The organism is Streptococcus oralis, assembly GCF_019929345.1.
Classification (GTDB): Bacteria; Bacillota; Bacilli; order Lactobacillales; family Streptococcaceae; genus Streptococcus.
In genome coordinates, this window is record NZ_JAHZPJ010000010.1 from 22,613 (window position 1) to 43,843 (window position 21,231).

Sequence of the window (21,231 nt, forward strand, 5' to 3'; positions counted from 1 at the left end):
TTAGATTCTTAGAAGGTTTAAATACTATAATTATTGCTACAATAATGAATAAATTAAGGTCAAATAAAAAGGATTTAGCTTCGTTTAATATTAAACTAAATCCATTGAATAAATTATTTGTCGATTTTTTATGGTCAGTAAAATTTAAAGTGGAGTTATTTCTTTAAATTTTCGAGACGTGGGACAATTGCTACTGTTAGAATGGCAGAAATGACAAGCTCGGCAATTGAGTTTGTAGAAATAACTGTTGCCAGGAGTTTTTGGATATTTCCATCAAAAACATTTCCAAAAAGGAAGAAGATTCCCCCAAGGACAAAGACGGTATTAGTAAGGGAACCGAGAGCACCAGCAAAGATGAGACCCGTTCTGTTTTTTAATAATTTATAAACCAAGTAAGGCGTCAGACCAATCAAAACGCGAGGGACAATAGCGATAATCGCAGAATAGATGTTTCCGTTCGGTACGAATGGTGAGAAGAGGTAGCTGGTTGGAAGGATGGTAACCGTGTTAACCGTTAAGCTCAATAGCCCCATAAGAAAACCAAGTGTAACTCCAACTCGAGGACCATAGATGATACTAGCAATGATTACTGGAATATGAACGATAGTTGGTTTAATCGGGAATGGGAAAAGGTTAAATAGAAGAGAACTCAAAAAGTGGATAACGAGCATAACTGCAAAAAAGATAGCAATCGGTGCAATATTAGAGCGTTTGTTCATCGAGGGTTTCCTTTATTCTTTCTAAAATAGTATTCAGATCAGCTAGGGCGCCTTTGCCGTGATCGCCACAGGCTAGTAGAGATTCCTTGGGAGAAATTATCTGATAATCATAGGTCTCTAATGTTTTTAGATTAGCTTGAGTTGCCGGATGGTCATACATTTTTGTATTCATGGCTGGTGCGACCAACTTTTTGACGTAGTCTGGCAAGGCAAGTGCTGTACTTGTCACCATGTTGTTAGCAAATCCGTGTGCTAGTTTGGCGATGGTATTAGCAGTAGCAGGGACAACGACAAAAAGATCAGCTTTTTTGCCTAGTTCAATATGATTGACTTGATCAGGATAGGGCTCCTTCATGACATCAAGATGGACAGGATTCTGTGAGAGGACTTGTAGTGTCAACGGTTGGATAAACTTTGTAGCAGCATGAGTCATTATTACAGTGACATCATGGCCCTGTTTCTTCAAGGAACTGACCAGGTCAGCTGATTTATAGGAGGCAATGGAACCTGTCACTGCAATGAGAATATTTGCCATGGCTTTCCTTTCTATGAATCATATGCTTGAATTTTTTCAAGGAGGAGGTTTGCTATTTCCTCTTTGGTTTGAACGGTTTGGAGTTGCTCTTTCTTAACAAAGATTGCATGATGCTGATTTGCTGAAATTTGAGTGAGGTCATTTGCAATGATCAAGTCTGCTTGGTTCTTGATAAGACTCTGTCTAGCAATTTCTATGAGATAATCTTCAGAGACATCAACCAGCAGTTTAAAACCAATCAGATGAATAGCTGGATTCCATTCCTTGACTAGAGAGATGATTTTGGGTGTTTTTTTCAGAAATAAAACCTGAACCTCATCAGTTGAAGAAATCTTAGCTTGATGATTCTGCTTGTTTAAGAATTCTTCTAGATTGGAGCTAGCCTGAACTTCCTCAAGCCCCGTCATATAAACAGGAGTATAGTCTGATACAGCCATTGAGTGGATTAAGACCTGATATTTCTTAACAAGTTCTTGCATCACAACAAGAAGGTCGTTGGTATTGTCAATTTCTCGAATGCTTAGGTTGGGATGAGTTTCTGGCTTCACAGCTCGGTTTGTCGTTATCAAACAAACTTCATGTCCCGCAGCAAGCAAGGTTTCTGTGATGATTTTTCCCAAGCGACCAGTTGAATGGTTAGTGATAGAGCGGACGCTATCGATAGCTTCACTCGTACCGCCCGATGTAACTAAAATTTTCATAGAACTATTGTACACAAAAATAAACGGTAAGTAAAATGAAAGCGATAAATTCTTGGGAAAACGGAGATTTATTATAGTTTCAAACTATAAAGCCATATAAAATTTAAGAAAAGGCTCTAAAAACCTCAAAAAATTGCAATATTTACGAACATTAGCAAGCTTAATGGGTGTTAAAAATCTTATTTTGTGTTATAATGAATTATCATATAAGAGGTTAGAGGAGTTTTGAATGAAAACAGATATTGAAATCGCACAGAGTATTGAGTTAAAGCCAATCGTGGATGTTGTAGAGAAACTTGGTATTTCTTACGATGATTTGGAGTTGTACGGAAAGTACAAGGCTAAGCTCAGTTTTGATAAAATTCGTGCAGTTGAGAACAATCCAATTGGCAAATTGATCTTGGTGACTGCCATCAACCCAACACCTGCAGGTGAAGGGAAATCAACTATTACCATTGGTCTTGCGGATGCCTTGAATAAGATTGGTAAGAAAACCATGATTGCTATCCGCGAACCATCTCTTGGTCCAGTAATGGGAATCAAAGGTGGTGCAGCCGGTGGTGGTTATGCTCAAGTTCTACCAATGGAAGATATCAACCTCCACTTTACTGGAGATATGCATGCCATTACAACTGCCAACAATGCTCTTTCTGCTTTGATTGACAACCACTTGCACCAAGGAAATGAGCTGGAAATTGACCAACGTCGTATCCTCTGGAAACGTGTTGTGGACTTGAACGACCGAGCTCTTCGTCATGTGACCGTTGGACTTGGTGGTCCTCTAAATGGTATTCCACGTGAGGATGGTTTCGATATTACCGTTGCTTCTGAAATTATGGCCATTCTTTGCTTGGCGACGGACATCGAGGACTTGAAACGTCGTCTGGCTAATATCGTTATCGGATATCGCTATGATCGTACACCTGTTTCTGTAGGTGATTTGCAGGTTGAGGGTGCTTTGGCTTTGATCTTGAAGGATGCTATTAAGCCTAATCTCGTTCAGACAATTTACGGTACACCTGCCTTTGTACACGGTGGTCCATTTGCCAATATCGCTCACGGATGTAACTCTGTCTTGGCAACAAGCACAGCCCTTCGTTTGGCTGATTACACAGTTACTGAAGCTGGTTTTGGTGCGGACCTTGGTGCTGAGAAATTCCTTGATATTAAGACACCAAACTTGCCAACTTCTCCAGATGCGGTAGTCATCGTTGCAACCCTTCGTGCCCTTAAGATGAATGGTGGCGTTGCTAAAGATGCTCTGACAGAAGAAAACGTAGAAGCAGTTCGCGCAGGTTTTGCTAACTTGAGACGCCATGTTGAAAACATCCGTAAGTTTGGTATTCCTGCAGTTGTCGCGATTAACGAATTTGTCTCTGATACAGAAGCTGAAATCGCAGCCTTGAAAGAACTCTGTGCTTCAATTGATGTGCCAGTTGAACTAGCAAGTGTCTGGGCTGATGGCGCGGAAGGTGGAGTAGCTCTTGCTGAAACGGTTGTTAAGACTATCGCAGAAAATCCAGCTAACTACACACGTCTTTATGACAACGACCTTTCTGTCCAAGAAAAGATTGAAAAGATTGTTACAGAGATCTACCGTGGTAGCAAAGTGAACTTTGAAAAGAAAGCCCAAACGCAAATCGCACAAATCGTTCAGAATGGTTGGGACAAATTGCCAATCTGTATGGCTAAAACTCAATATAGTTTCTCAGACAATCCAAATGCACTTGGAGCCCCAGAAAACTTTGAAATTACCATTCGTGAATTGGTACCAAAATTGGGGGCGGGCTTCATCGTTGCCTTAACTGGTGATGTCATGACCATGCCAGGACTTCCAAAACGACCAGCTGCTCTCAATATGGACGTTGAAAGCGACGGAACTGTTCTAGGATTGTTCTAAAATTTAGATGATATTAAAAGAGTTTGGAAATGCTATCCAAGCTCTTTTTCATGTCTAGATATAACTAGTTGTCTTCAGCTGATGAAAGCTTTGCCTCCTAGACGCAATCAGTCTAGCTAAAGATATTTTCCCTGATTTTTGATATAATAGAAACATTGACTTCAAGAGTAAGGAAGAGAAAATGAACGCATTATTGAATGGAATGAATGACCGTCAAGCTGAGGCGGTGCAAACGACAGAAGGGCCCTTGTTAATCATGGCGGGGGCTGGTTCTGGGAAGACTCGTGTTTTGACCCACCGAATCGCCTACTTGATTGATGAAAAGATGGTCAATCCTTGGAATATCTTGGCCATTACCTTTACCAACAAGGCTGCGCGTGAGATGAAGGAGCGTGCCTATGGGCTCAATCCAGCAACCCAGGATTGCCTGATTGCGACCTTTCACTCCATGTGTGTTCGTATTCTGCGTCGTGATGCGGATCATATTGGCTACAATCGGAATTTCACCATTGTAGATCCTGGTGAACAGCGAACCCTCATGAAGCGCATTCTCAAGCAATTGAACTTGAATCCGAAAAAATGGAATGAACGAACTATTTTGGGGACTATTTCCAATGCTAAGAATGACCTAATTGATGATGTGGCTTATGCTGCCCAAGCTGGTGATATGTACACGCAAATCGTAGCCCAGTGTTATACAGCCTATCAGAAAGAGCTTCGTCAGTCTGAGTCCGTTGACTTTGATGATTTGATTATGTTGACCCTGCGTCTCTTTGATCAGAATCCTGACGTCTTAACCTACTATCAGCAGAAGTTCCAATACATCCATGTTGATGAGTACCAAGATACCAACCATGCCCAATACCAACTGGTCAAACTCTTAGCTTCGCGCTTTAAAAATATCTGCGTGGTTGGAGATGCGGACCAGTCTATCTATGGTTGGCGTGGGGCTGATATGCAGAATATCTTGGATTTCGAGAAAGATTATCCTCAAGCCAAGGTAGTTTTGTTGGAAGAAAATTACCGTTCAACCAAAACCATTCTTCAAGCAGCCAACGATGTCATCAAAAACAATAAAAATCGCCGCCCAAAGAATCTCTGGACCCAGAATGCTGACGGGGAACAGATTATTTACTATCGTGCAAATGACGAACAAGACGAGGCTGTTTTTGTAGCCAAAACCATCGACGAACTTGGTCGTAGTCAAAACTTCCTTCATAAGGATTTTGCAGTTCTCTACCGAACTAACGCCCAGTCCCGTACCATTGAGGAAGCCCTGCTCAAGTCTAACATTCCTTATACTATGGTCGGCGGAACAAAGTTCTACAGCCGTAAGGAAATCCGTGATATTATCGCCTATCTTAATCTTATTGCTAATTTGAGTGATAATATCAGTTTCGAGCGTATTATCAACGAGCCAAAACGTGGAATCGGCCCAGGAACGGTTGAGAAAATCCGTGATTTTGCTAGTATGCAAGATATGTCTATGCTAGATGCTTCAGCCAATATTATGCTGTCTGGTATCAAAGGAAAAGCAGCCCAGTCTATCTGGGATTTTGCCAATATGATTCTGGATTTGCGGGAGCAACTGGATCAATTAACCATCACCGAGCTGGTGGAGGCTGTTCTAGAAAAAATAGGTTATATCGATATTCTTAATGCTCAGGCAACCTTGGAAAGTAAGGCGCGGGTTGAAAATATCGAAGAGTTCCTATCTGTTACCAAGAATTTTGACGACAATCCTGATAGTCAAGAAGAGGAAACAGGTTTGGACAAACTCAGTCGTTTCTTGAATGACCTTGCCCTGATTGCGGATACGGATTCAGGCAGTCAGGAGACATCAGAAGTGACCTTGATGACCTTGCACGCAGCTAAGGGACTTGAGTTCCCAGTTGTCTTTATCATTGGGATGGAGGAAAATGTCTTTCCCCTTAGCCGTGCAGCTGAAGATCCAGATGAGCTAGAAGAGGAACGCCGTTTGGCCTATGTCGGTATCACACGAGCAGAAAAGATCCTCTATCTGACCAATGCCAACTCTCGCTTGCTTTTTGGTCGTACCAGCTACAATCGTCCGACTCGTTTTATCAATGAAATCAGTTCGGACTTGCTTGAGTATCAAGGTTTGGCCCGTCCAGCGAATACTAGCTTTAAAGCCTCTTATAGCAGTGGTGGGATTGCTTTCGGTCAAGGTATGAGCTTAGCTCAGGCCCTTCAAGAACGGAAACGCAATGCCGCACCAAGCTCTATCCAGTCAAGTGGTCGCCCATTTGGACAGTTTGCGGCTGGAAATAAAAAAGATTCAAGCAATACCAACTGGTCTATTGGAGATATTGCCCTCCACAAGAAATGGGGAGAGGGAACGGTCCTTGAAGTCTCAGGTAGTGGCGCTACTCAGGAACTAAAAATCAATTTCCCAGAAGTAGGGCTAAAAAAACTCCTAGCCAGTGTAGCCCCAATTGAGAAAAAAATCTAATTTTCCATCCTTCTCACGAATAATAAAGTGAGGAGGATTTTTATGTACAGTATTTCATTCCAAGAAGATTCACTCTTGCCTAGAGAAAGACTAGTTAAAGAAGGAGTAGAAGCCCTGAGCAATCAAGAATTGTTAGCCATTCTGCTCAGAACCGGAACGCGTCAGGCTAATGTTTTTGAAATCGCTCAGAAAGTCTTGAACAATCTGACCAGCTTAACTGATTTGAAAAAAATGACTCTGCAGGAATTACAGAGCCTTTCAGGTATTGGACGTATTAAAGCCATTGAATTACAAGCTGTGATTGAACTGGGTCATCGTATTCATAAACACGAAACCCTTGAGATGGAAAGTATTCTCAGCAGTCAAAAACTGGCCAAGAAAATGCAACAGGAACTTGGCGACAAAAAACAAGAGCACCTAGTGGCGCTCTATCTCAATACTCAAAATCAAATCATTCATCAGCAAACCATTTTTATCGGCTCTGCGACACGTAGTATTGCTGAACCGAGGGAAATCCTTCACTATGCTTTGAAGCATATGGCCACCTCTGTGATTCTCGTTCATAACCATCCATCAGGTGCCGTATCTCCTAGTAGAAATGATGACCATGTCACTAAGCTAGTAAAGGAAGCTTGCGAACTGATGGGAATTGTTTTCTTGGACCATCTGATTGTCTCGCACTCGGATTACTTTAGTTACCGTGAAAAGACGGATTTGATTTAGAGTTCGTTAACAACATAGTCAAATAGCGTTTTATCCTTGGGGCGGTTTTCAAAGAGAAATTCAGGATGCCATTGAACACCAAGATAAGGGAAGCCGTCCGTAGTTGTCACAGCCTCAATTATTCCATCTTTAGGATCATGTGCTACAACCTTAAGATTAGGAGCTAGATCTTTAATACTCTGATGGTGGAAGGAGTTGATATGAGAGATTTCTCCGTAGATTTCTCGGAGAATTGTATCAGGCTCCGTTACGAGGCGTTGGGTCGTGTATTCGGCTGAACAGTCCTGCCAATGATCATCGATATCCTGGTGAAGCGTACCGCCCATAGCGACATTGAAAAGCTGGGTACCCCGACAAACAGAGAAAATTGGTTTCTTCTGCTTGATGGCTTCTCTGATAAGGGCTAATTCAAACTGATCTCTTTGAAGATGGTAGTCATCGCTGTCAATGGTTTTAGGTTCATTATAGAATTTTGGATCAACATTTTGCCCACCTGTTAGGATGAGTTTATCAATCATAGCGACGTAATGGCTTGCCATTTCTTGATCACCAATCGGTAGGATGATTGGAATTCCGCCAGCGTCCTTGACTCCTTCAACAAAGCCCTTTGCTGCATAGCTCATCATGATGTCATCATCTGGATGAGCTTTTTCATTTCCTGTAATCCCAATAACTGGTTTTTTCATAAATGCTTTCGCTTTCTAATCCTCTTTCCGCATAAAATAGAGGAGAGTTTGGAGTTCGCTAGTCAAATCAACATACTGAACGACCACATCTTTTGGAAGGTGAAGGTGGACGGGCGAAAAACTGAGAATACCTTTTATACCTGCATCGACCAAAAGATTGGCAACTTCTTGTGATTTAACACTTGGAACTGTTAGGATAGCAGTTTTGACATCTGCTTCTTTGATCTTTTCCTTAATCTGAGAGATACCATAGATTGGAATCCCGTCAGGTGTCTGGGTGCCAACTTCTGGATGATCATCTAGGTCAAAGGCCATGATAATTTTCATCTTGTTACGTTCATGAAAGCGATAGTGGAGAAGGGCATGACCCATATTTCCAATCCCAACCAACATAACATTGGTAATGGAGTTATCATTTAGGAGGTCAGCAAAAAATGTCATTAGTTTTTTGACATCATAGCCAAATCCACGGCGTCCAAGTTCACCAAAGTAGGAAAAATCACGGCGGACAGTCGCAGAGTCAATACCAATGGCCTCTGCAATTTGCTTGGAGTTGGCACGTTCGATTTTTTCTGCATGAAATCTCTTGAAAATTCGATAGTAAAGAGAGAGTCTTTTTGCTGTTGCTTTTGGAATAGCAGACTGTTTATCTTTCACAAAATCACAACCTTTCTATTCTTCTATTTTATAGAAACATTGTGAAAAAATCAACAAAAACAAGAAAAAACTAAGAAAATTCTTAGTCTTAATCTGAAAAATTAGCTTGTGAAAGAAATCGGTAGAGATCGCCAACCAATCCTTGATAAATCACTTTATCATTTAGTGTTAAGGAGCTGATTAGGAGAGTGTCCGGTAGGGTCACACAGCCCGATAGGGATAACATGAGTTCTTCGTAATCCTTATATTCAAGTGTACGTTTTACGTGATAGTTATCTTGATAGGTAAGTCGATACATAGTCAATTATCTTTCTTCTTTAGTAAAGATACCGCGTTCTACTAAACTGTCCATGAGGAAGTAGAATTTTTCTTGGTGAATATGGTGATCTTCTGATTTAAAGATATTCACCAAACGAAGGCCAGATTTGTCAGTGATGTTGAGTTTAGCACCTGTAAGGTCTTTATTGATGATGATTTTTAGGTTGAAACCTTCACCACTGTTGGGTACTTTTTCAAGTAGACGAGTCAGTTCGAAGTTTCCAACTTTTGTTTCAAAGAAAGTATTATCTTTCAGTGTGAACTTTTTGACAGTTGGGCTAAGTGTATAGTCGTAGCGGCAGTTTTGTAGTTTAATGGTTTTTTCGAATGCCATTAGATTAATCTCCAATAATATTTTTTAAGGTTTGTGCCAGTTGCTTCAGTTCTTCCTCAGTATTAAGAGGGGATAGACTGATACGAACAGATTCTTTTAAGCGATGGGAATTGGCTCCATAAAGGGCCTCTAGGACATGGCTAGTTTGCACAATACCAGCAGTACAAGCTGAACCAGTAGAAATTGAAATTCCTTCAAGATCTAACCGTAGCAAGAGCAAATCATTTTTTTGACCAGGAAAGCCAATGTTGACAACATAAGGGAGTTGGTGTTGACTTTCATTGAGATAGTAGTCGAGACCTGCAATTTCTTCTAAAAAAGTAGATTTGAGTGTGCTTAGTTTTTGGTAATGCTCAACTTGGTCATTTAAATCTTCTTTGAGAGCAGCGACCATACCTACAATGGCAGCAAGATTTTCTGTTCCAGCCCGTTTCTTTTGTTCTTGGTCTCCACCATGAAGATAGGAATCAAAGTCCGCGGAAGAAGCGTAAAGAAATCCGACTCCTTTTGGTCCATGGAATTTGTGAGCAGAAGCGCTGAGGAAATCAATTCCTAACTCCTCGGGATGGATAGGGAGTTTCCCGATAGCTTGAACAGCATCTACATGATAAGCAGCAGGATACTCTTTTAAAATACGTCCAATCTCGGCGATAGGTAAGAGACTGCCCGTTTCATTACTAGCATACATGGTAGAAACGAGAATGGTATCGTCACGTAAGGCTTCTTGAATTTGCTGGGCAGTTATTTCTTGATTTACTGGTTGGATGATGGTCACTTCAAAGCCAAAATGTTGCACCAGATAATCAATAGTCTCAAGTACAGAATGGTGTTCAATAGCTGTCGTGATGATATGTTTTCCACGTTCTTGATGGCGGAGACAATAGCCGATAATAGCTGTATTGTTACTTTCTGTACCACCAGACGTGAAAAAGATATGTTGAGGTTTGGTTCCTAGTAAGTGGGCTAAGTCCTGACGGGCTTCACGGAGCAGTTTACCAGCATGGCGACCATGACTATGAATACTAGAAGGATTACCATGAGTTTCTTGCATGACTTTGGTCATTTCTGAAATAGCTACTGCTGATATAGGAGTAGTAGCAGCATTGTCCAAATAAATCAAAGAATCACCTTATTTCTTTTTGTTGTATGCAAAGAGTGGGCTGACTGGCTTTCTTTCATGGATGCGGACGATAGCATCACCGATCAGTTCGCTAGCGGTAATGTAGCACACATTTTTCGGAGTTCTTTCTTTTGTGGCTACTGAGTCTGTCACGAGGATTTCTTTGATGTTGGTAGCATCAAGAAGATCAGCAGCGCCTTCAACAAAGAGACCATGACTGGATACCGCATAGATTTCAGTTGCACCTTCACGCTCTACGATTTGTGCTGCTTCTGAGAAAGTACGGCCAGTGTTCAGGATATCATCAATTAAGATAGCTTTCTTGCCCTCAACATCTCCAATGATATAGCCTTGGCTCCGCTCTGAATCGTCTTGAGCATAGTCGATGATTGCGATTGGTGCATCTAGGTATTCAGCTAAGCTACGAGCGCGCTTGACACCAGAGTTTTTAGGACTAACAACAACGACATCTGGTCCAAGCAAGCCCTTGTCACAATAGTGTTTAGCAAAAAGAGGAATTGTATAAAGATTGTCTACAGGGATGTCAAAGAAACCTTGCACCTGAACGGCGTGTAAATCAAGCGTTAGAACACGGCTAACACCTGCTTTGACGAGCATATTAGCAACGAGTTTTGCAGTGAGGGGTTCGCGAGAAGAAGCGATACGATCTTGACGTGCATAACCAAAATAAGGAAGCACAACGTTGATACTATGGGCACTTGCACGTACGCAGGCATCAACCATGATTAATAATTCCATCAAATGGTTGTTGACAGGGTAGCTGGTTGATTGGATGATGTAGACATCATAACCACGAACACTCTCCTCGATGTTGACTTGGATTTCTCCATCAGAAAATTGACGAGAAGATAATTTTCCGAGAGGTACACCAACCGTTTCAGCAATTTTTTGCGCAATTTCATGATTGGAGTTAAGTGCGAAAAGTTTCATGTTGTTTCTATCTGACATTATAGACCGTCCTCTGTAAACTCAAATTATTTTATCTTTATTATTCTACCAAAAAAAGGAGATTATTTCAGCTTTTTTTCATGCTTTTAATAAAACGAATTAATTTTGATGGAGCTTTCTGATAAGTTATCTGATTGTCATCTAAAAATCTCTGAAAATCTTCTTTCCCTTTTTCATGGTCGGTGACTTCAAGCTCGAGTTCATAGTCCGTCTGGTCAAAGTATTGACTTTCATCTAAGGCTATTAAGCCAATTTCAGTTTTCGTTTCATAACGAAGGGTTGAAAGACAGCCTAAAACAAGCCAGTCATGACTTTCGATGCCAATCTTAGCGAGCTTTTCTAGAACGAGCCCTTGAGGTAGTTTTTGTTTTTCTAGGTATGATTCGGCATCTGGAAGAGTTAGTTTCTGGTTGTATTCCATATTTCCCACAGTTTGAGGTACTTTTAAGGTCAACTCCGCCCAATCTGAAAAAGTGCGAATGCGCATGGCAACCTTCTTTTCACGCAATTGGAAATCTGGTGTGTCAATGTAGTAGTTTTTCTGAAAGACGGGTTGGATATGGGAAAACTGTTTTTTTAGATGATTATATTCCTCTTTTTTCAGAAGTGTTTTCAATTCTATTTCTAAATGTTTCATTTTTTCAACCTTTTCTATATCTTTGAAAGCGATTTATGGTATAATGGACAATGTATTTATTGTATACGAATGTACTGAAAAAATCAAAGATTTTCGACAGAGCAATCAAACATTACAAGGGAGAAAGTATGACCATAGAATGGGAAGAATTTTTAGATCCTTACATTCAGGCTGTTGGTGAATTGAAGATTAAACTTCGGGGGATTCGCAAACAGTATCGTAAGCAAAATAAGCATTCTCCGATTGAGTTTGTAACGGGTCGTGTAAAACCGATTGAAAGTATCAAAGAAAAGATGGCTCGTCGAGGAATTACTTATGCAAGTCTGGAACATGATCTGCAAGATATTGCGGGATTACGTGTCATGGTTCAGTTTGTTGATGACGTTAAAGAGGTAGTTGAAATTCTACGTAAACGCCAAGACATGAGAGTCATTCAAGAACGGGACTATATCACTCATCGTAAGGCATCAGGTTATCGTTCTTATCACGTGGTTGTCGAATACACGGTTGATACAATTAACGGGGCTAAGACGATTTTGGCGGAGATTCAAATCCGGACATTAGCCATGAATTTCTGGGCTACGATTGAACACTCACTCAATTATAAGTATCAGGGTGATTTTCCAGAGGAAATTAAGAAAAGACTGGAAATTACGGCAAAAATAGCTCATCAACTGGACGAAGAAATGGGTAAAATTCGTGACGATATCCAGGAAGCGCAGGCGCTTTTTGATCCTTTGAGTAGAAAACTAAACGATGGTGTAGGAAATAGTGACGATACAGATGAAGAATACAGGTAAGCGAGTTGATCTCATAGCAAACAGAAAACCGCAGAGTCAGAAGGTTTTGTACGAGCTGAGGGAAAAACTCAAGAAACAAAATTTTATACTGAACGATACCAATCCCGACATCGTCATTTCGATTGGTGGCGACGGAATGCTTTTGTCTGCTTTTCACAAGTATGAGAATCAGTTAGACAAGGTTCGATTTGTAGGTGTTCATACAGGGCATTTGGGGTTTTACACAGATTATCGTGATTTTGAGCTGGATCAGTTGGTGACTAATCTCCTACTCGATACTGGTGCTAAGGTTTCCTATCCTGTTTTGAATGTCAAGGTGACACTTGAAAACGGAGAAGTTAAGACCTTCCGTGCATTAAACGAAGCCAGCATCCGCAGGTCTGATCGCACCATGGTTGCGGATATCATTATTAACCACGTTCCGTTTGAGCGATTTCGAGGAGATGGAGTAACTGTTTCAACGCCAACTGGAAGCACTGCCTATAACAAGTCCTTGGGGGGGGCTGTCTTGCATCCGACCATTGAAGCCTTGCAGTTGACGGAAATAGCAAGTCTTAACAACCGAGTCTATCGCACTTTGGGTTCATCAATCATTATTCCCAAAAAAGATAAGATTGAACTATTACCGACACGCAATGATTACCATACGATATCAGTCGATAACAGCGTCTATTCATTCCGTAATATCGAACGGATTGAGTATCAAATCGACCATCACAAGATTCACTTCGTAGCGACTCCAAGTCATACTAGTTTCTGGAATCGTGTCAAAGATGCCTTCATCGGCGAGGTAGATGAATGAGGTTCGAATTTATCGCAGATGAACATGTCAAAGTCAAAACCTTTCTTAAGAAACACGAGGTTTCTAAAGGGTTGTTGGCTAAGATAAAGTTTCGAGGTGGAGCTATCCTGGTCAATGATCAACCTCAAAATGCGACTTATCTCTTAGATGTTGGAGACAGGGTTACCATTGATATTCCAGCAGAGGAAGGCTTTGAAACTCTTGAAGCCATTGATCGTCCTCTAGATATCTTGTATGAGGATGACCATTTTCTGGTTTTGAATAAGCCTTATGGAATAGCATCCATTCCCAGTGTCAATCATTCCAATACCATTGCCAATTTTATAAAGGGCTACTATGTCAAGCGGGAATATGAAAACCAGCAGGTTCATATAGTGACCAGGCTTGATAGAGATACATCTGGTTTGATGCTCTTTGCCAAGCACGGCTATGCTCATGCACGTTTAGACAAGCAACTGCAACGAAAGTCTATCGAAAAACGATATTTTGCTTTGGTTAAGGGCGATGGGTTTTTGGAGCTAGAAGGGGAAATTATTGCCCCGATTGCGCGTGATGTGGACTCCATTATCACGAGACGGGTCGCCAAAGGTGGGAAATACGCCCATACATCTTACAAAGTTGTAGCGTCTTATGGAAATATTCACCTAGTCGATATTCGCCTGCATACTGGTCGAACTCATCAGATCCGAGTGCATTTTTCTCATATTGGCTTCCCCTTGTTGGGAGATGATCTCTATGGAGGTAGCCTAGAAGATGGTATTCAACGCCAGGCCTTACATTGTCATTCCTTATCCTTTTATCATCCCTTCTTAGGGCGTCAGCTGGAGCTGGAAAGCCCTTTGCCAGATGATTTTAACAATCTTATTATTCAGTTATCAACTAATACTCTTTAAAATCTATTTTGAGTATAATTAATTATCTTAAAGGAGAAACTCATGGAAGTTTTTGAAAGTCTAAAAGCCAGTTTAGTTGGCAAAAATGCTCGTATTGTTCTACCTGAAGGGGAAGAACCACGCATCCTTCAAGCAACAAAACGCTTAGTAAAAGAAACGGAAGTTGTTCCTGTTTTGCTTGGAAACCCTGCAAAAATTAAAATTTATCTTGAAATCGAAGGGATCATGGATGGTTATGAAGTGATTGATCCACATCATTATCCTCAATTTGAAGACATGGTGGTTGCACTCGTAGAACGTCGTAAAGGAAAAATGTCGGAAGAAGAAGCACGTCAGGTCTTACTAGAAGATGTCAACTACTTTGGTGTTATGCTTGTCTATATGGGCTTGGTAGATGGAATGGTATCAGGAGCTATTCACTCAACAGCTTCAACAGTTCGTCCAGCTCTTCAAATTATCAAAACGCGTCCAAATGTAACTCGTACTTCAGGAGCTTTTCTTATGGTGCGTGGTACAGAACGTTACTTGTTTGGTGACTGTGCCCTTAATATTAATCCTGATGCAGAAGCTCTGGCTGAAATTGCTATTAACTCAGCAATTACTGCCAAAATGTTTGGGATTCAACCCAAAATCGCTATGCTAAGCTATTCTACAAAAGGTTCTGGTTTTGGTGATAGTGTTGATAAGGTGGTTGAAGCAACTAAATTAGCACACGATCTACGTCCAGACCTTGAGATTGATGGGGAATTGCAATTTGACGCAGCTTTCGTCCCAGAAACAGCAGCCCTAAAAGCTCCAGGTAGTAATGTAGCAGGTCAAGCAAATGTCTTCATCTTCCCAGGTATCGAAGCAGGAAATATCGGCTACAAAATAGCTGAACGTCTAGGTGGTTTCGCAGCTATCGGTCCCGTTCTACAAGGATTGAATAAACCAGTCAACGACCTATCACGTGGATGTAACCCAGATGATGTTTACAAATTGACGCTCATCACAGCAGCTCAGGCGATCAATCAATAAAGAAATGGAGTCTCTTCCTCTAGTAGAAGAGGCTTTTTAGCACAAAGAAAAGGACAGTTAGAAGCTTCTATGTTATACTAGATATATGTTAGATTTGAAAGAATACGGTGTTGACATGTGGACGGAGGAGAAGATTTCCTCTTTCCGCGAGAAGCTCCTCAACTGGTACGATGAAAACAAACGGGATTTACCATGGCGTAGAAGTAAAAATCCTTATCATATCTGGGTTTCTGAAATTATGCTCCAACAGACTAGAGTAGACACAGTTATTCCCTACTATGAACGATTCTTGGACTGGTTTCCGACAGTAGAAAGTTTAGCTACGTCACCTGAGGAACGCTTGCTGAAAGCTTGGGAGGGGCTGGGCTATTATTCCCGAGTGCGTAATATGCAGGCTGCGGCTCAGCAGATTATGGCTGACTTTGGAGGAAAATTTCCAGACACTTACGAAGGAATTTCTAGTTTGAAAGGGATTGGCCCTTACACTGCGGGAGCAATTTCCAGTATCGCTTTTAATTTACCCGAGCCAGCAGTTGATGGCAATGTCATGCGAGTTTTGTCTCGCTTGTTTGAAGTCAATCATGATATCGGAGTTCCCAGCAATCGAAAGATCTTCCAAGCTATGATGGAAATCTTGATTGATCCAGAACGACCAGGAGACTTTAACCAAGCTCTGATGGATTTAGGCTCTGACATAGAGGCGCCAGTTAACCCTCGACCAGAAGAAAGCCCTGTTAAGGATTTTAGCGCAGCGTATCAGAATGGAACTATGGATTCTTATCCAATTAAAGAACCCAAGAAAAAGCCTCTCCCAATCTATCTAAAGGCTTTGGTTGTACGCAATAATCGAGGACAATATCTACTCGAGAAAAATGAAAGTGAGAAACTATTAGCTGGTTTTTGGCATTTTCCTTTGATAGAAGTAGAGGAGTTTTCACAGGAAGAGGAACAGCTGAATCTGTTTGCTCAGGTTGCTGAAAAAAGCGTTACTTTCGGTCCAACACCCCAAGAAAACTTTGAGCAAGATTATGATTTAGAAGTTGATTGGTCCCATCAAGTATTTGATCAAGTCAAGCATGTCTTTAGTCATCGTAAATGGCATATTCAAATCCTAGCAGGTCAGGTGACAGATTCGAAACAATTTGATGACAGAGAAATTCGCTGGATTTCTCCTCAGGAGTTTTCTGATTATCCACTTGCTAAACCTCAACAAAAGATTTGGCAGGCTTATAAAACAGTTCTTAAAGATGAGGGCCGATATTAGCCATTTGTGCCTTCTTTACATTTTTTTGTTATAATAGATAGAGAAAAGGTGAACATATGAAAAAAATATTAGTTGTAGATGATGAGAAACCAATCTCGGATATTATTAAGTTTAATATGACCAAGGAAGGCTATGAGGTTGTAACAGCCTTTAATGGTAGAGAAGCTATCGAGCTATTTGAGGCGGAGCAACCAGATATTATTATCCTGGATTTGATGCTTCCTGAAATCGATGGTTTAGAAGTTGCTAAGACCATTCGTAAGACGAGCAGTGTGCCTATCATTATGCTCTCAGCCAAGGATAGTGAGTTTGACAAGGTTATCGGTTTAGAACTTGGGGCAGATGATTATGTGACCAAGCCATTTTCAAACCGTGAGTTGCAGGCGCGTGTAAAGGCTTTACTCCGCCGTACAGACCTCGCTTCAGTGGATAGTCAAGAAACTGATGAAAAGAAATCCCAACCCCTTCAGATTGGCGATCTGGAAATCGTTCCAGATGCTTATGTGGCTAAGAAATACGGTGAGGAACTGGATTTGACTCATCGTGAGTTTGAGCTCTTGTACCACTTGGCCTCTCACATTGGTCAAGTCATTACTCGTGAACACTTGCTTGAGACTGTTTGGGGCTATGATTATTTTGGTGATGTTCGTACAGTGGACGTGACCATCCGACGTTTGCGTGAAAAAATCGAAGACACTCCAAGCCGTCCAGAATACATCCTAACCCGTCGTGGTGTAGGTTACTATATGAGAAATAATGATTGAAGATATTAGACAAACGATTCTGACCAGTGATTTTATCTTTATCCTGATTTTACTTGGCTTTATCTTGGTGGTAACCTTGTTGTTACTGGAAAATCGTCGGGATAATATTCGGCTAAAGCAGATTAATCAAAAGGTCAAGGATTTGATTGCAGGGGATTATTCTCGAGTTTTGGATATGCAAGGAAGCTCTGAAATCACCAACATCACCAATAATCTTAATGACTTGTCTGAGGTCATTCGTCTAACGCAGGAAAATCTGGAGCAAGAAACAAAAAGGCTTAACAGTATTCTTTCTTATATGACAGATGGAGTTCTTGCAACCAATCGCCGTGGTCAGATTACCATGATTAACGATATGGCTAAGAAACAGCTGGGTATCGTAAAAGAAGAAGCATTGAACAAAAGCATCCTAGAATTGCTTAAGATAGAGGATGAATATGAACTGCGTGACCTCATTACACAGATTCCTGAATTTATGATTGATTCCCAAAATGCTAATGGAGAATATCTTAGTCTTCGTGTGCGTTTTGCACTCATTCGTCGTGAGTCTGGATTCATCTCTGGTTTGGTTGCCGTTTTGCACGATACGACTGAACAGGAGAAGGAAGAGCGTGAACGGAGACTCTTCGTGTCCAATGTTAGCCATGAGTTGAGGACTCCTTTGACGAGTGTTAAATCTTATCTTGAAGCCTTGGACGAGGGAGCCTTGTATGATCCTGTTGCTCCTGATTTTATCAAGGTTTCGCTTGATGAAACCAACCGTATGATGCGGATGGTGACAGATCTTTTGCATCTCTCTCGTATTGATAATGCGACCACTCGGCTGGACGTGGAGTTGATTAACTTTACGGCCTTCATCACCTTTATCCTCAACCGTTTTGATAAGATGAGAAGTCAGGATGAGGAGAAAAAATATGAGCTGGTTAGAGATTATCCTATCAATTCAGTTTGGATCGAGATTGATACCGATAAGATGACCCAGGTGATTGATAACATTCTTAACAATGCCATCAAGTACTCACCAGATGGCGGGAAAATCACTGTCAGCATGAAAACGACGGATGATCAGATGATTTTATCCATCAAAGACCAAGGTCTAGGTATTCCAAAGCAAGATTTGCCGAAGATTTTCGACCGCTTTTATCGTGTGGATCGTGCAAGAAGCCGGGCTCAAGGTGGAACTGGTCTAGGTCTGGCTATTGCAAAGGAAATCATCAAACAACACAATGGCTTTATATGGGCTAAAAGTGAATACGGTAAGGGTTCAACATTTACCATAGTGCTCCCTTATGATAAGGATGCCGTAAAAGAAGAAATATGGGAGGACGAAATAGAAGACTAGAATGAGTGAAATAGGCTTTAAATACAGTATTTTAGCATCAGGTTCCAGTGGAAATTCCTTTTATCTGGAAACCCCAAAAAAGAAAATCCTAGTGGATGCAGGCCTGTCTGGTAAGAAAATTACCAGTCTGCTAGCTGAAATCAACCGCAAACCTGAGGATCTAGATGCGATTTTGATTACGCATGAGCATTCCGACCATATCCATGGAGTCGGTGTGTTGGCTCGTAAGTATGGTATGGATCTTTACGCTAATGAGAAAACTTGGCAAGCTATGGAAAATAGCAAGTACCTCGGTAAGGTGGATTCATCGCAGAAGCACATTTTTGAGATGGGTAAAACCAAAACCTTTGGCGATATCGACATTGAAAGTTTTGGGGTCAGCCACGATGCCGCAGCGCCACAGTTTTACCGCTTTATGAAAGATGACAAAAGTTTTGTCATGTTGACCGATACAGGTTATGTAAGTGACCGTATGGCAGGGATTGTCGAGAATGCGGACGGTTACCTCATCGAGTCCAACCACGATGTGGAGATTTTGCGAGCAGGTTCTTACGCTTGGCGACTCAAACAGCGAATCCTATCTGATCTTGGTCACCTCTCTAACGAAGACGGTGCTGAGGCCATGATTCGTGCAATGGGAAATCGGACCAAGAAAATCTACCTCGGGCATTTGTCCAAAGAGAACAATATTAAGGAGCTGGCTCATATGACTATGGTCAACCAGCTAGCCCAAGCGGATCTGGGAGTCGGAGTAGACTTTAAAGTTTACGATACCTCACCAGATACCGCAACACCATTAACGGATATATAGACTGGAAATATAAAAAATGGTAAAAGTAATAGGATTTTTAAAATTTTCAGATTTTAAAATTGAAAAAGGTTGTAAAAAAAATCATTTTGAAAAATTGATAGACGGTGAGCTGTTTTTTGCAAATTATTCATGGTTTGGTGAAAATGGTACAAAAGCACAGATGGCAAAAGAAGGAAGTGCTGAAAGAGTTGAATTTTTAAAAGTAGCTGGAAGTTCTGTAACTATTAATCCAAGATATTCAATGGTAAATCCTATTGGAATCAGATATAAAAGTTCTGAAGAAATTATAATTAACTCTGCAGTGCTATATTCCTTAAAAGAAAGAGATTTAGTTAAAAAGGATAGGGTGAAATCAATTATGAGTACTCTCTTCCCAGATAGTGATGTTGTTATTTATCCTGAAGTTTATAAAAAAAAAGACAAATCAAAAACTCATTATGAATTCGATAAACTTAATATTAAGTTTCAAAGTGATAGTGCTAATTGGAAGATATGCTGTTTTGTTATGATTACTGAGAATGATGTAACACAAGATAGAAAATTAAAATCGGAGTTTTTGGAATCTTTAAAAGAAAGAGATTCAGAAAGAGGAAGTATAGCCTATGATGAAAATGGGGAAGAAAGACCTTGGATAATGTTGCCACCAAATCTTTTAGATAAACTGTTTCAAAAGTATCCCAATCTTAATTACGGTGCAATAGAGTATTATGCGAGGGATAAGTATCCCTTTACCATTAATCAAATTAAACAAGATCCCAATTATTTATTACTGGCAAAGGAGGATTCTTATAAAAATCAAAGAGAATTTAGGATTTTTGTTGGTGGACCAAATAATAGCTTTAGTTCAATTGAAGGAAATATACTAAAAACTAATTGGCGGAAAAACATTACTTATGGGACAAACTTTAAAAAACTTGAGAATATGACTCTTAATGCTAATTATAGATAATTTATTTTTTGTAATACCATTATTTAAAATTTAATGGCGTCTGTTCTATTGGGGAATTCAAGATAACAAAATTTAATTTTGATAATACGAGGTTCAAAAAAGTCTTCGTAATACTAAAAACGCATAATATCAGGTGTTTACCGCTCTGATGTTATGCGTTTTATCGTGAATATACTTATTAGATTAATACTCAATTAAAATCAAAAAGAGCAGAAATTTTCACCGAGCAAACAGATATATTATATTTTTTGCTAAAAACCTTTCGTTGATTTTCTAGAATACAGCAGAGTACATTGATTAGCTGGTGAAATTCCAAGGTAATACTTGGACCACGATATTTCTTAAACAAGTCTGTTAACAAAAAAGTGCACTTTGATTTTAATTTGAGTATAATTTCAAAAAGTTGAATTATCACCCAGCCTTTTACAATCCTGCAAATTCTTTGATTTCTTGTGCTGACATTGAAGAGTCGCAACGGACATTGATTTGTCCATCTGCGATGTGAACAAAGCCTGGTACAGTTGGGATTCCATAGCGTGAGCGGAATTCTTGTAATTCATTGAGTTGGCTTGGTTCTTCACTGTTGATGAAGTAGATGTGGGCTTTAGTTTCAGCTACGACACCTGCCAATGTGCCAGCAAATTTACGGCAGTAAGGGCAAGTTTTGCGACCAATAAAGAAGGTTGCAGTTTCCTTCTTATCAAGTGCTTCTTGTGCACGCGCAACTGTAGTGACTTCAAGGTCTTTGATATTTTCTAAAAATTGTTCCATGAGATTACCTCGCTTTCATTGATAAGTCTAGTATGCCATAAAGTTT

At 40.4% G+C, this 21,231-nt stretch carries 23 protein-coding genes; 12 read left to right on the top strand and 11 right to left on the bottom strand.

Going from position 1 to position 21,231, the window contains the following annotated elements; translation table 11 throughout:
- Nucleotides 1-155 precede the first annotated feature (155 nt).
- From K1I97_RS07130 to coaB, 3 genes are read right to left on the bottom strand one after another with little or no spacing between them, the layout of a single operon-like run.
- Nucleotides 156-719, bottom strand: a complete 564-nt coding sequence (locus tag K1I97_RS07130) for an ECF transporter S component (protein ID WP_223331992.1) — start codon at nucleotides 717-719, stop codon at nucleotides 156-158.
- Nucleotides 703-1,254 carry a phosphopantothenoylcysteine decarboxylase gene (gene coaC, locus K1I97_RS07135; RefSeq protein ID WP_223331991.1) on the bottom strand — a complete coding sequence of 184 codons (552 nt, stop codon included), beginning with the start codon at nucleotides 1,252-1,254 and terminating at the stop codon, nucleotides 703-705. Before coaC ends, K1I97_RS07130 begins: the two co-directional genes overlap by 17 nt.
- 11 nt (nucleotides 1,255-1,265) lie before the next feature.
- Nucleotides 1,266-1,955 carry a phosphopantothenate--cysteine ligase gene (gene coaB / locus K1I97_RS07140; RefSeq protein WP_223331990.1) on the bottom strand — a complete coding sequence of 230 codons (690 nt, stop codon included), beginning with the start codon at nucleotides 1,953-1,955 and terminating at the stop codon, nucleotides 1,266-1,268.
- 229 nt (nucleotides 1,956-2,184) lie between these two features.
- Between coaB and K1I97_RS07145 the strand changes: the two genes are divergently transcribed.
- From K1I97_RS07145 to radC, 3 genes are all read left to right on the top strand, one after another.
- The gene (locus tag K1I97_RS07145) at nucleotides 2,185-3,855 is read left to right on the top strand and encodes a formate--tetrahydrofolate ligase (protein WP_223331989.1); all 1,671 of its coding nucleotides are present in this window, start codon (nucleotides 2,185-2,187) and stop codon (nucleotides 3,853-3,855) included.
- A 181-nt stretch (nucleotides 3,856-4,036) separates the two neighbouring features.
- Nucleotides 4,037-6,328 carry a DNA helicase PcrA gene (pcrA, locus tag K1I97_RS07150; protein WP_223331988.1) on the top strand — a complete coding sequence of 764 codons (2,292 nt, stop codon included), beginning with the start codon at nucleotides 4,037-4,039 and terminating at the stop codon, nucleotides 6,326-6,328.
- 42 nt (nucleotides 6,329-6,370) lie between these two features.
- A complete protein-coding gene (radC, locus tag K1I97_RS07155) occupies nucleotides 6,371-7,051 on the top strand; it encodes a RadC family protein (RefSeq protein ID WP_223331987.1) in 681 nt (226 codons plus the stop codon).
- Here radC and K1I97_RS07160 read toward each other — a convergent pair.
- From K1I97_RS07160 to K1I97_RS07190, 7 genes are all read right to left on the bottom strand, one after another.
- Nucleotides 7,048-7,737, bottom strand: coding sequence for a gamma-glutamyl-gamma-aminobutyrate hydrolase family protein (locus tag K1I97_RS07160; protein ID WP_223331986.1), 690 nt, complete (start codon nucleotides 7,735-7,737; stop codon nucleotides 7,048-7,050). The two genes, radC and K1I97_RS07160, sit on opposite strands and share 4 nt — an antisense overlap.
- Before the next feature lie 15 nt (nucleotides 7,738-7,752).
- Entirely contained in the window at nucleotides 7,753-8,394 is a 642-nt protein-coding gene (locus tag K1I97_RS07165; RefSeq protein ID WP_000653419.1) for a redox-sensing transcriptional repressor Rex, read from the bottom strand.
- Between the two features lie 88 nt (nucleotides 8,395-8,482).
- A complete protein-coding gene (locus K1I97_RS07170) occupies nucleotides 8,483-8,692 on the bottom strand; it encodes a DUF4649 family protein (RefSeq protein ID WP_223331985.1) in 210 nt (69 codons plus the stop codon).
- 6 nt (nucleotides 8,693-8,698) lie between these two features.
- Nucleotides 8,699-9,046, bottom strand: coding sequence for a DUF1831 domain-containing protein (locus tag K1I97_RS07175; protein ID WP_000863524.1), 348 nt, complete (start codon nucleotides 9,044-9,046; stop codon nucleotides 8,699-8,701).
- Between the two features lie 4 nt (nucleotides 9,047-9,050).
- Nucleotides 9,051-10,166, bottom strand: coding sequence for a cysteine desulfurase family protein (locus K1I97_RS07180; RefSeq protein ID WP_223331984.1), 1,116 nt, complete (start codon nucleotides 10,164-10,166; stop codon nucleotides 9,051-9,053).
- 9 nt (nucleotides 10,167-10,175) lie between these two features.
- Nucleotides 10,176-11,135, bottom strand: coding sequence for a ribose-phosphate diphosphokinase (locus K1I97_RS07185; RefSeq protein ID WP_223331983.1), 960 nt, complete (start codon nucleotides 11,133-11,135; stop codon nucleotides 10,176-10,178).
- A gap of 67 nt (nucleotides 11,136-11,202) precedes the next feature.
- A complete protein-coding gene (locus K1I97_RS07190; RefSeq protein ID WP_223331982.1) occupies nucleotides 11,203-11,772 on the bottom strand; it encodes a CYTH domain-containing protein in 570 nt (189 codons plus the stop codon).
- Between the two features lie 128 nt (nucleotides 11,773-11,900).
- On the opposite strand from K1I97_RS07190, the gene K1I97_RS07195 reads away from it, so the two are divergent.
- The 9 genes from K1I97_RS07195 (at nucleotide 11,901) to K1I97_RS07235 (ending at nucleotide 20,414) form a co-directional block, all read left to right on the top strand.
- Complete coding sequence (locus K1I97_RS07195) at nucleotides 11,901-12,572, top strand: GTP pyrophosphokinase (RefSeq protein WP_223331981.1); 672 nt, start codon at nucleotides 11,901-11,903, stop codon at nucleotides 12,570-12,572.
- Nucleotides 12,556-13,374, top strand: a complete 819-nt coding sequence (locus tag K1I97_RS07200; RefSeq protein ID WP_223331980.1) for an NAD kinase — start codon at nucleotides 12,556-12,558, stop codon at nucleotides 13,372-13,374. The genes K1I97_RS07195 and K1I97_RS07200 overlap by 17 nt, the downstream gene beginning before the upstream one ends.
- The gene (locus K1I97_RS07205) at nucleotides 13,371-14,267 is read left to right on the top strand and encodes an RluA family pseudouridine synthase (protein WP_223331979.1); all 897 of its coding nucleotides are present in this window, start codon (nucleotides 13,371-13,373) and stop codon (nucleotides 14,265-14,267) included. The genes K1I97_RS07200 and K1I97_RS07205 overlap by 4 nt, the downstream gene beginning before the upstream one ends.
- Before the next feature lie 42 nt (nucleotides 14,268-14,309).
- On the top strand, nucleotides 14,310-15,284 hold the full coding sequence (gene pta, locus K1I97_RS07210) for a phosphate acetyltransferase (protein WP_000451592.1): 975 nt from the start codon (nucleotides 14,310-14,312) through the stop codon (nucleotides 15,282-15,284).
- Between the two features lie 85 nt (nucleotides 15,285-15,369).
- Nucleotides 15,370-16,548, top strand: coding sequence for an A/G-specific adenine glycosylase (gene mutY, locus K1I97_RS07215; RefSeq protein WP_223331978.1), 1,179 nt, complete (start codon nucleotides 15,370-15,372; stop codon nucleotides 16,546-16,548).
- A 56-nt stretch (nucleotides 16,549-16,604) separates the two neighbouring features.
- Entirely contained in the window at nucleotides 16,605-17,312 is a 708-nt protein-coding gene (yycF, locus tag K1I97_RS07220; protein ID WP_000723165.1) for a response regulator YycF, read from the top strand.
- Complete coding sequence (gene vicK / locus K1I97_RS07225; protein WP_223331977.1) at nucleotides 17,305-18,654, top strand: cell wall metabolism sensor histidine kinase VicK; 1,350 nt, start codon at nucleotides 17,305-17,307, stop codon at nucleotides 18,652-18,654. Before yycF ends, vicK begins: the two co-directional genes overlap by 8 nt.
- A 1-nt stretch (nucleotide 18,655) precedes the next feature.
- Nucleotides 18,656-19,465 carry an MBL fold metallo-hydrolase gene (locus K1I97_RS07230; RefSeq protein WP_038806131.1) on the top strand — a complete coding sequence of 270 codons (810 nt, stop codon included), beginning with the start codon at nucleotides 18,656-18,658 and terminating at the stop codon, nucleotides 19,463-19,465.
- A gap of 16 nt (nucleotides 19,466-19,481) precedes the next feature.
- The gene (locus tag K1I97_RS07235; protein ID WP_223331976.1) at nucleotides 19,482-20,414 is read left to right on the top strand and encodes a hypothetical protein; all 933 of its coding nucleotides are present in this window, start codon (nucleotides 19,482-19,484) and stop codon (nucleotides 20,412-20,414) included.
- A gap of 423 nt (nucleotides 20,415-20,837) precedes the next feature.
- Here the strand turns inward: K1I97_RS07235 and K1I97_RS07240 are convergent, their stop codons facing one another.
- Nucleotides 20,838-21,185, bottom strand: coding sequence for a PedC/BrcD family bacteriocin maturation disulfide isomerase (locus K1I97_RS07240; RefSeq protein ID WP_070800487.1), 348 nt, complete (start codon nucleotides 21,183-21,185; stop codon nucleotides 20,838-20,840).
- Between the last annotated feature and the right edge of the window lie 46 nt (nucleotides 21,186-21,231).